The organism is Methyloceanibacter sp. (assembly GCF_051306395.1).
Classification (GTDB): domain Bacteria; phylum Pseudomonadota; class Alphaproteobacteria; order Rhizobiales; family Methyloligellaceae; genus Methyloceanibacter.
In genome coordinates this window covers 1-8,087 of record NZ_JBPPND010000068.1, presented here as the reverse complement: position 1 = coordinate 8,087, position 8,087 = coordinate 1, and the positions used below count along the sequence as shown (strand labels likewise).

10 protein-coding genes and 1 pseudogene are annotated in these 8,087 nt (G+C 64.7%); 2 read left to right on the top strand and 9 right to left on the bottom strand.

Translation table 11 applies throughout. The features are described from left to right. Positions 1-159: pseudogene (locus tag ACSLE4_RS04110) on the bottom strand (hypothetical protein); the annotation flags it as partial. A gap of 187 nt (positions 160-346) precedes the next feature. On the opposite strand from ACSLE4_RS04110, the gene ACSLE4_RS04105 reads away from it, so the two are divergent. Continuing rightward, a complete protein-coding gene (locus tag ACSLE4_RS04105) occupies positions 347-979 on the top strand; it encodes a hypothetical protein (protein ID WP_435903204.1) in 633 nt (210 codons plus the stop codon). A gap of 13 nt (positions 980-992) precedes the next feature. After that, complete coding sequence (locus tag ACSLE4_RS04100) at positions 993-1,760, top strand: phosphodiester glycosidase family protein (protein ID WP_435903203.1); 768 nt, start codon at positions 993-995, stop codon at positions 1,758-1,760. A gap of 7 nt (positions 1,761-1,767) precedes the next feature. Here the strand turns inward: ACSLE4_RS04100 and ACSLE4_RS04095 are convergent, their stop codons facing one another. The 8 genes from ACSLE4_RS04095 to ACSLE4_RS04060 form a co-directional block, all read right to left on the bottom strand. After that, the gene (locus tag ACSLE4_RS04095; protein ID WP_435903202.1) at positions 1,768-3,252 is read right to left on the bottom strand and encodes a glycosyltransferase; all 1,485 of its coding nucleotides are present in this window, start codon (positions 3,250-3,252) and stop codon (positions 1,768-1,770) included. Between the two features lie 108 nt (positions 3,253-3,360). After that, positions 3,361-3,852 (bottom strand): F0F1 ATP synthase subunit B family protein, encoded by a 492-nt coding sequence (locus ACSLE4_RS04090; RefSeq protein ID WP_435903201.1) that lies wholly within the window; start codon positions 3,850-3,852, stop codon positions 3,361-3,363. A gap of 5 nt (positions 3,853-3,857) precedes the next feature. Next, positions 3,858-4,343 (bottom strand): F0F1 ATP synthase subunit B family protein, encoded by a 486-nt coding sequence (locus ACSLE4_RS04085; protein ID WP_435903200.1) that lies wholly within the window; start codon positions 4,341-4,343, stop codon positions 3,858-3,860. 33 nt (positions 4,344-4,376) lie between these two features. After that, positions 4,377-4,604, bottom strand: coding sequence for a F0F1 ATP synthase subunit C (locus tag ACSLE4_RS04080; protein WP_435903199.1), 228 nt, complete (start codon positions 4,602-4,604; stop codon positions 4,377-4,379). Positions 4,605-4,644: 40 nt separating this feature from the next. Continuing rightward, positions 4,645-5,358, bottom strand: a complete 714-nt coding sequence (locus ACSLE4_RS04075; RefSeq protein WP_435903205.1) for a F0F1 ATP synthase subunit A — start codon at positions 5,356-5,358, stop codon at positions 4,645-4,647. Between the two features lie 90 nt (positions 5,359-5,448). Beyond that, positions 5,449-5,682 (bottom strand): AtpZ/AtpI family protein, encoded by a 234-nt coding sequence (locus ACSLE4_RS04070; RefSeq protein ID WP_435903198.1) that lies wholly within the window; start codon positions 5,680-5,682, stop codon positions 5,449-5,451. A gap of 290 nt (positions 5,683-5,972) precedes the next feature. Then, positions 5,973-6,458, bottom strand: a complete 486-nt coding sequence (locus tag ACSLE4_RS04065; protein ID WP_435903197.1) for a hypothetical protein — start codon at positions 6,456-6,458, stop codon at positions 5,973-5,975. A gap of 18 nt (positions 6,459-6,476) precedes the next feature. Next, positions 6,477-8,087: AAA family ATPase (locus tag ACSLE4_RS04060; protein WP_435903196.1), on the bottom strand; the 1,611-nt coding region annotated here is incomplete at its 5' end.

Here is an 8,087-nt window from a genome sequence, read left to right as displayed (position 1 = left end):
GACGGGGGCGCCGTATTTCTCGAGCGCGAGCTCCACGATCTGGATAGCCCGGTCCACGCCGGCGCAGAACCCGCGCGGCGAGGCGAGATAGACAGTCAAGGCAGGACGGTCGCCATGTCGCCCATTATGTCGCCCATTGGCGTGATTTGTGCCGGTCATCGGCGCTCCAGAAGCGGCTCTTTCGGGCCCAAAATGGCCTTAAGTCTGGCCTTGTCGGGCCTAACCGGGGCAGATAGTTTGGCGCCAGCGAGGGCCCGGAAGCTCGCGCCGTTTCAAGCACTTTTTGCGGCGCGCCCGGGCATATCAGGCAGTGATGCCTGGCGTGTCAAGCCAAGGACGGGGTGAGTTGAAGCGGATTGACGGTCTTTCCTGGCTGCGTGGCTGCGGGCTCTGCGCGCTGCTCGCGAGCCTGATAGCCGTTTCCGGCTGCGGCGGCGGATCGGTCTCGAGCCCCTTCAGCAGCAGCGAAGACACCTCGACCGGGTACGCCAGCGAGAGACTGCCCGACAGCCTGCCCCTGGCCGAATCCCAGACGCAGACAGCGGCCGCACCGGCCGCCAATGCCGTGGACGGCAAGGCTCTCAATTGTCCTCAAGTCGTCGCCTGGCCCAACGAGCGCCTGCGCACCGCCTACCAATCCGGCCATGACGGCGATCAGATGTTCGTCGTCAGCCGTGGCGAGATCACCAAATTATCGCGCGACTGCAGGTTTTACGGCGGCCGTGTTGTTGTCAAATACGGCTTCGCCGGCCGTGTGCTCTTTGGCCCGAAGGGCACGCCCGGGACGGTCACCCTGCCGGTCTCGGTCCGCGCGGCGGACGCCTACAAGTCCACGCTTGCTCAAGACAAGATGTCGGTGCGTGTCACGGTCCCGCCGGACCAGACGGCCGGCTATTTCTCCATGGTGCGCGAGATTTCCTTCCCCATCCAGGTCGGCACGCGGCTCGAGGACTACAAGGTCTTCGTGGCGCTGAAATAGGGCTGGCTGACGCATGAGGATGAGGCTCCTTCAGCTTGGCATGGCGCTGCTCGTGCTTGCTGGCGCGACCGGTGCCGCTCAAGCGGAGGCCTGCCGCGACGAGCGCTTCGGCAAAGCCCGCTACATCGTCTGCACCTTCGATCCCACCGAGGACGATGTGCGGCTTTACTGGCGCGGACCCGACGGGCATCCGTTGCGCACGTTCAAGGCGCTCGCGCTTGCATTGGAAAGCCGCGGCAAGACGCTCGCCTTCGCCATGAACGGCGGCATGTATGAACACGACCTGAGTCCCGTCGGCCTGCACATCGAGAACGGCCGGGCACTCACGAAGGCCAATACCGAGACGGTGACCGGCAGTCCGAGCCAGATCCCGAATTTCTACAAGAAGCCGAACGGCGTGTTCTATTTAGGGGAGGGCACAGCAGGCGTGCTCGATACGGATCGGTTTCTGGCCCATAAGCCCAAGGCGCGGTTCGCCACCCAGTCCGGCCCGATGCTGGTGATCGACGGCGCGATCCACCCGGCCTTCATCGTCAAGTCGACGGACTTCAAGCCGCGCAACGGCGTCGGCGTGTCGAGCGATGGCAAAGTTCATTTCGCCATGACGCGCGGCAGCGTGAGCTTCTACGAGTTTGCCCGCTTCTTTCGCGATGGGCTTGGTGCCGAGAATGCTTTGTTCCTGGATGGCGGTACGGCGCCGGGGCTCTACGCGCCGGAACTCGGCCGCAACGACCCGCCGTCCCACGGCGGCTACGGTCCCATCATCGCGGTGGTGGAGTAGCTCGCCATCAGCCTTTCGGCCAGCGGTCCGCGATCGTGTTGGTCAGGAGCTCCAGCCAGCTCTTCACCTGCGTGAACACCAGAAAATTGTCGTGGACGCGCTGCCGCGCGCTGCGGCCGAGCACTTCGCGCTTCGCCTCGTCGGCCAACAGCGCATCCAGGGCCTCGGCGATCTCGTGTGGAACCTCCGGATGCCGGACTAAAACGCCGTCCAGGTCGGGGCGGATCTGCTGACGGATACCGACGGCGGACGAACCCATCAGCGCCGCGCGCTTCCACATCGGCTCGGTGACCGTGAGCCCGAACCCTTCCTGGATCGAGTTCTGCGCTACCACGTCGGAGCAGCATTGCAGCGCGTTGACGATGAGGGCGTTGTTCTTCTTCGACGACATCGGCAGGGAGATCATGGCGATGTCGGCCTGGAGATGCGGGGGCAGGCCCATATAGGCCGCGCACAGCTCCGCCAGCACCTCCTTGCCTTCCGGATCGTCGTCCACCGATGCCGGGTCGGGTCCGGCGAGAACGAGGCGGACGAGCTGCAGCGCGCGGCGATGGTGTTCTTCGAGATCGGTGCGCGCCTCGAGATCTCGCTTGAGCGAGATGAATCCCTGCATCAGCGGCAGGAAGCCTTTGAGGCGATCCCAGCGCGACACCTGCGTCACGATAGGCCGGAACAGTAGCCCGAAATCCTCGGGCTCCGTGGCCGGCGCCCAGCTACCGTCGGCTTGCAGTCGTTTGGCGGGTTCGGCGAAGGACGGCGTGAGGACCGGGCCCCACGGCTTGATCAACGCGGCGTTGGCGAGGATGCCGACGATGTCGTGGACTTGTAAGTGCCTGTTTTTGTGGCTCAGCGGATCGATGGCGGGGTGGATGATCGTCGAGCGTCCGGCGAGCGAGCTCGGAATGTATTCGGGCGCGGTGAACACCGCGTGGTCGTAAGGCCTGAGATAGGGATCGAGGAAGTCCCACGCCGCGCGGGTTTCCGGCGTCTCCTTGTCGAGGCCGATATGGCAACGCCAGATCGCCGCGATATCCATTTTCTGGCGCAAGAGAGCACCGGCTCCCATGGGCTGCGGATCGTGGATCACGAGCACGTCACCGGGCCTCAAGTGTTCCTCCATCGCCGCGGCGTTCTCGGCGCTCACGCGGTCGTACACGTCGCGGTCGGTCGGGGCGAGATTGGGGTCGCCTGCGCCATGAATGAGATTGTGCAGGGTCTTGGTCAGCCGGAAGAAGTCGTGGTCCTGCGTCTCGATCACGAGCCAGTGGGCGTCGATGCCGAGCTCGCGCATGATCGACAGGAGCGGCGGCAGCATCTCCGCCACGCCGCCGCCCTGCGCGGTGCTGTTCACCATCACGACGCGCCGTCCGCCAAACCCCGCCAGGCGGCTCTCGGCCTCCTGGCGAAGGCTTCGCACGGTACCGCTCAGATCGGCGATGCTCTCGTAATCGGAGAGCGAGACGGCGTGGCGCGGTTCGACGACTTGAACCATGCCTCACTATCGCATCGATCTTGGCGATTGCCAAAAGCGGGAAGGCGAGGAGTTTCCACCGCACGCGCGCGCGCACGGGCGGCGGGAACCATATTGTCGGGAAAAGCGCTAGTTCAGTTTGGATTTCAGCGCGTCGATGCCCTGCTTGACGAGCTTGTCGGCCGTCTCGGGCGTCAGTCTATCGGCGATCACCATCTGCGCCGCGGCAATTGCCGCATCGGCCGCCGCCGCGCGGACATCGCGCACTGCCTCTTCCTCGGCGCGGCCGATCTTGTCCTCGGCCAGCTTCATGCGCCGCTCGAACTGCTCTTTCATGTTGCGGGACGTCTCGGCAGCGAATGCCTCAGCCTCTTTGCCGGCACGATCGACGATCGCCTGTGCTTCTTGGGCCGCGTTGCTCTGCTTCTGGCGATAGTCAGCCAGCACCGATTGCGCTTCGTCGCGCAGGGCCTTCGCCTCGTCGATCTCCTTGGCGATGGCCGCCGCGCGGGCATCGAGCGCCACGGCGATCTTCTTGTGCATGCCGAAATAGAAGACGAGCGCAAGGAACAGGAAGAAGGAGACGGCGACCCAGAACTCCGGTGTGGCGAAGATATCCATGGGCTCTAAGCCTTCCGCGCCGCGATCACGGCTTTCTCGAGGTCGCCCTTCGGCGGCGCCGTGCCGATCAGTTGCTTGACAATATCTGCGGCGACATCCGTGGCCACGGCGTTGACTTCGGTCATGGCCGCCGCCTTGGCCTTCGCGATGCGTGCCTCGGCTTCCGCGCTCTTGACCGCCAGCTCCTTGTCGAGCTTGGCCCGCTCCGCGTCGGTCTCCGCCTTCAGCCTAGCGCGGCCCTCCTCGACGATGGTGTGGGCGCTTTGCTTGGCCTCGGCCAGCGCCTGCTCGTAGGCCGCGATGGCTTCCTCGGTCTCGCGCCGGAACTTTTCGGCCGTGGCGAGATCGCCGGAGATATGTGCCGCGCGCTTTTCGATCACGCTACCGATGCGCGGCAGCGCAACCCACAACATCAGCAGGTAAAGAATGCCGAAGGTGAGAACCAGCCAAACCAGCTGAGGTCCCCAATCGAGCGGGTTGAGTTGCGGCATGGATCGTGTCCTTAGAGAGAGCGAACGCTCAGACTAGAATACGAACAGGATGATCAGCGCCACCACGAGGCCGAACAGGCCCGTCGCTTCGGCAAGCGCGAAGCCCAGCAGCAGGTTGGCGAACTGTGTCGGAGCCGCCGACGGGTTGCGTAACGCACCTTGCAGGTAGTTGCCGAAAATGGTGCCGATGCCGACGCCGGCGCCGACAAGCGCGATCGAGGCAAGACCTGCGCCGATCAATTTTGCTGCTTCTGCTTCCATGATTCTCTCTCCTTGGAACGATCGTTTTGCGTGTGATGGCTCAGTGCATGTGAAGCGCATCGTTGAGATAGATGCAGGTGAGGATGGCGAACACATAGGCCTGGAGGAACGCCACCAGGAGTTCGAGACCCGTGAAGGCCACCATAAACGCGAGCGCCGCCCAGCCGCCGAGAAGCCCCAGCGCCACCACGAACGAGCCGAACACTTTCAGCATGGTATGTCCCGCCATCATGTTGGCGAACAGACGCACGGAAAGGCTGACCGGGCGCGTGAGATAGGAGATCACCTCGATCACCACCAGCAGCGGCAGCATGACGAAGGGCACCCCGGACGGCACGAAGAACTTCAGGAAGCCGATGCCGTGCTTCCAAAAGCCGATGATCGTGACGCCGATGAAGATGAACGCGGCGAGCGCGAAGGTGACGATGATGTGGCTCGTCACCGTGAAGGAGTAGGGCACCATGCCGAGCATGTTCAGCGCCAGCACGAACATGAAGAGCGTGAAGATGAAGGGGAAATACTTCATGCCCGCGGTGCCCACGTTGTCGCGCACCATATTGGCGACGAACTCGTAGGAGACTTCCGCCACGGACTGAAGACGTCCGGGGACCAGCGCGCCCTTGCGCATGGCGAATAGGGTGAACAGCGTGATCAGCGCGGCCGCGATCACCATGAACAGGCCGGAGTTGGTGAAGGAAGCGTCGAAGCCGAAGACGTCGAGATCGATCAGGCGCTTGATCTCGAACTGGTGCATCGGATCGGGCAGCCCGGTGCCGCCCCCGTGACCGTCTCCGTGTCCTACATCTTCCGCGGCGTAAGCTGCCCCAATCACGTCGAAAAGCCCCTAATCCTCGTCATCGTCCGTCGCATTGCGCAGGTGCTGGCCCGGCATGGGCTCGCCCTGCATGGCCTGGGCTGTCCGCACCACGTTCATGATCCCGGCGGCGCCTCCAAGAAACAGGAACGCCACCATCAAGAACGGGGCCGTGCCGAACAGCCGGTCAAGCGCCCAGCCGATGAACCCCCCAACCGCCACACCCGCGACCATCTCGGTCGCAAGCCTGAGAGCTTGGCCCATGGCCTTGCCCCGGCCCTTTTGCTCCTCCGGGGGCGGGCGGTGGCCATGTGCCGTAGCCAGCTTCCCTTCGAGAGCGTCGAGCCGCTGCCGAATAGTCTCTGTGCCGCGGCCGCTTTTTGGGCGTCCGGACTGATTTTCGGCTCCGGCCATTGGCGCTGCTCAATTTCCGGGAGAGCCCTAAAGAACCGGCTGGTCCTCAAGCTTCGCGCGCACTTTAGTTTGGGATTCCGGGGTGTCAAGGAAGTCACGTCGCCGCAGGGAGTGGCCCGAGATTCCTTGGAAATAGAGCCTTAGTCAGGCTTCGAGGAGATGCCCATCGAGGCGAGTTGAGGCGGGAGATGAGAGCGCATCCTGTCATAGAGCGTTATCGGCAGCGTGAGCGTGCCCGCTCTCGGCGCCCCAATCGAGACGAGGGCCGCCTTCTGCCAAAAAAGCCTCGTTGGCGTGGCCTCCTTGAAGTCCTCCCAGGGGATAAGAATTGGATTGCGAGGCAACGGGCCGCCGACCTCCAGATAGAGGCCGGCATCGCCGATGACCACTGTGATGAGATATCGGTATACGACCGAACCTGCGACGAGAGACTGCCGCTTCAGAACCACGCCCTCGGGCTCCGCGGCTGTGCCGTAGAGACGGGATAACGCATTCCACCCGGTCGCGCTGCCGAAGCTTCCCTTGAAATGCTCGACCACGACGGGAATGAGAAATCGCAAGCCGACGCCAATCGCCGCCAGCACTGCGAGGAAGGCAAAGACTGCGAGGAGGGTTCCCAGATCCATGCCTCCGTCCCGAGAGGCCTAGACCGCGTCGCGCAGCTTCTCGGCCGTCTCCAGATCCACCGACACCAGCTGGCTCACGCCCTTCTCCTGCATGGTGACGCCGAACAGCCGGCTCATGCGCGCCATGGTCAGCGGGTGATGGGTGATGATCAGGAAGCGCGTATCGGTTTCCCGGGACATCTCCTCCATCAGCCGGCAGAAGCGGTCGACATTGGCGTCGTCGAGCGGCGCGTCGACCTCGTCCAGCACGCAAATGGGTGAAGGGTTGGTCAGGAACACCGCGAAGATCAGGGCCATGGCGGTGAGCGCCTTCTCGCCGCCCGAGAGCAGCGTGAGCGTCTGCGTCCGTTTGCCGGGCGGCTGAGCGAAGATTTCCAGCCCCGATTCGAGCGGATCGTCCGAATCCACGAGCTTCAGCTCCGCCGAGCCGCCGCCGAACAGCGTTTGGAACAGGCGGGTGAAATGTCCGTTGACCGACTCGAACGCCTCCAAGAGACGTTTGCGCCCCTCCCGGTTCAAATTGGAGATGCCCTGGCGCAGCCGCGCGATGGCCTCCTCCACGTCCGCCTTCTCGCGCTCCATCTCTTCGAGCTGCGCCGAAAGCTCGGCTTCTTCTTCTTCCGCGCGGAGATTGACGCCGCCGAGCCGCTCGCGGTCGGCCTTGAGCTTGACGAGACGCGCCTCGACCTCGTCGAGCGCCGGGATCTCGGCGCCTTCTTTGAGGTTGGCCCGTGTCAGGCACTCCTCCGGCGCACAGTCGAGCTGCTCGCGGATCAGCCGCGCCAGGCTGCTGCGCCGCTCACGCGCGCCTTCGAGCCGCGCTTCGCCGCGCGCCTTGCCCTCGCGGGCTTCCGCCAATTTCTCCTGCACGGCGCGCAAACTCTTCTCTTGGGCTTTCAGCGCCGTCTCGGCCACGGCGAGATCGTCGGCCGCCTTGGCCCGTTCGCGCTCGGCCTCGGCAATGGCGTCCATCAGCTTGCCGCGCCGCTCCTCGATCTCCGCCGGCAGGTTCGCCAGCGCCTCGAGATCGGCGCTCGTCTCCTGCTTACGCGCGCGCAGCGTCTCAATCTGCTCGCGGGCATTGGCGATCCGCTTCTGCCAAAGCTCTTCCTCGGCGCGGATGGCCTCGATCCGCTCCTGGCGCAGACGCACCTCATGTTCGAAGCCCCGGAGATTGGCTTCCGCCCGCGCTGCCTCCGAGCGGGCCGATCCGGCCTCGCTTTGGGCTGCTTCGAGTGCCGCCTCGATCCCGGCAAGCGAGGCAAGCGCCAAGAGCGCCTCGTCGGCGCTCTCGGCCTGCTCCTTGGCCTCGGTCAGCGCCGCCTTGATGCGGCTGAGCGCCTCGGCCAGCGCGCCGAGCTGCTTGCTGTTGGCTTGCGCCTCGTGCTCGCTGCCGGCGATTTCCTCGCGCGCCCGGTCGAGCGCGACCTGGGTTTCCTTGGCCTTCGCGCGCAAGCCCTTGGTCGCTTGGGTCGCGGCTTCAGCCTTTTCCGAGGCCGAGGCCAGCGCCGTCTCGGCGGACGATTGAGCGTCCGTCACCTCGGCTTTTTTGACCTTCAAGGCTTCGAGCCGGCTGCGCTCTTCGAGCCGCGCACCGGCCGCGGTCGCCGTGCCGGCCTGGACGCTGTA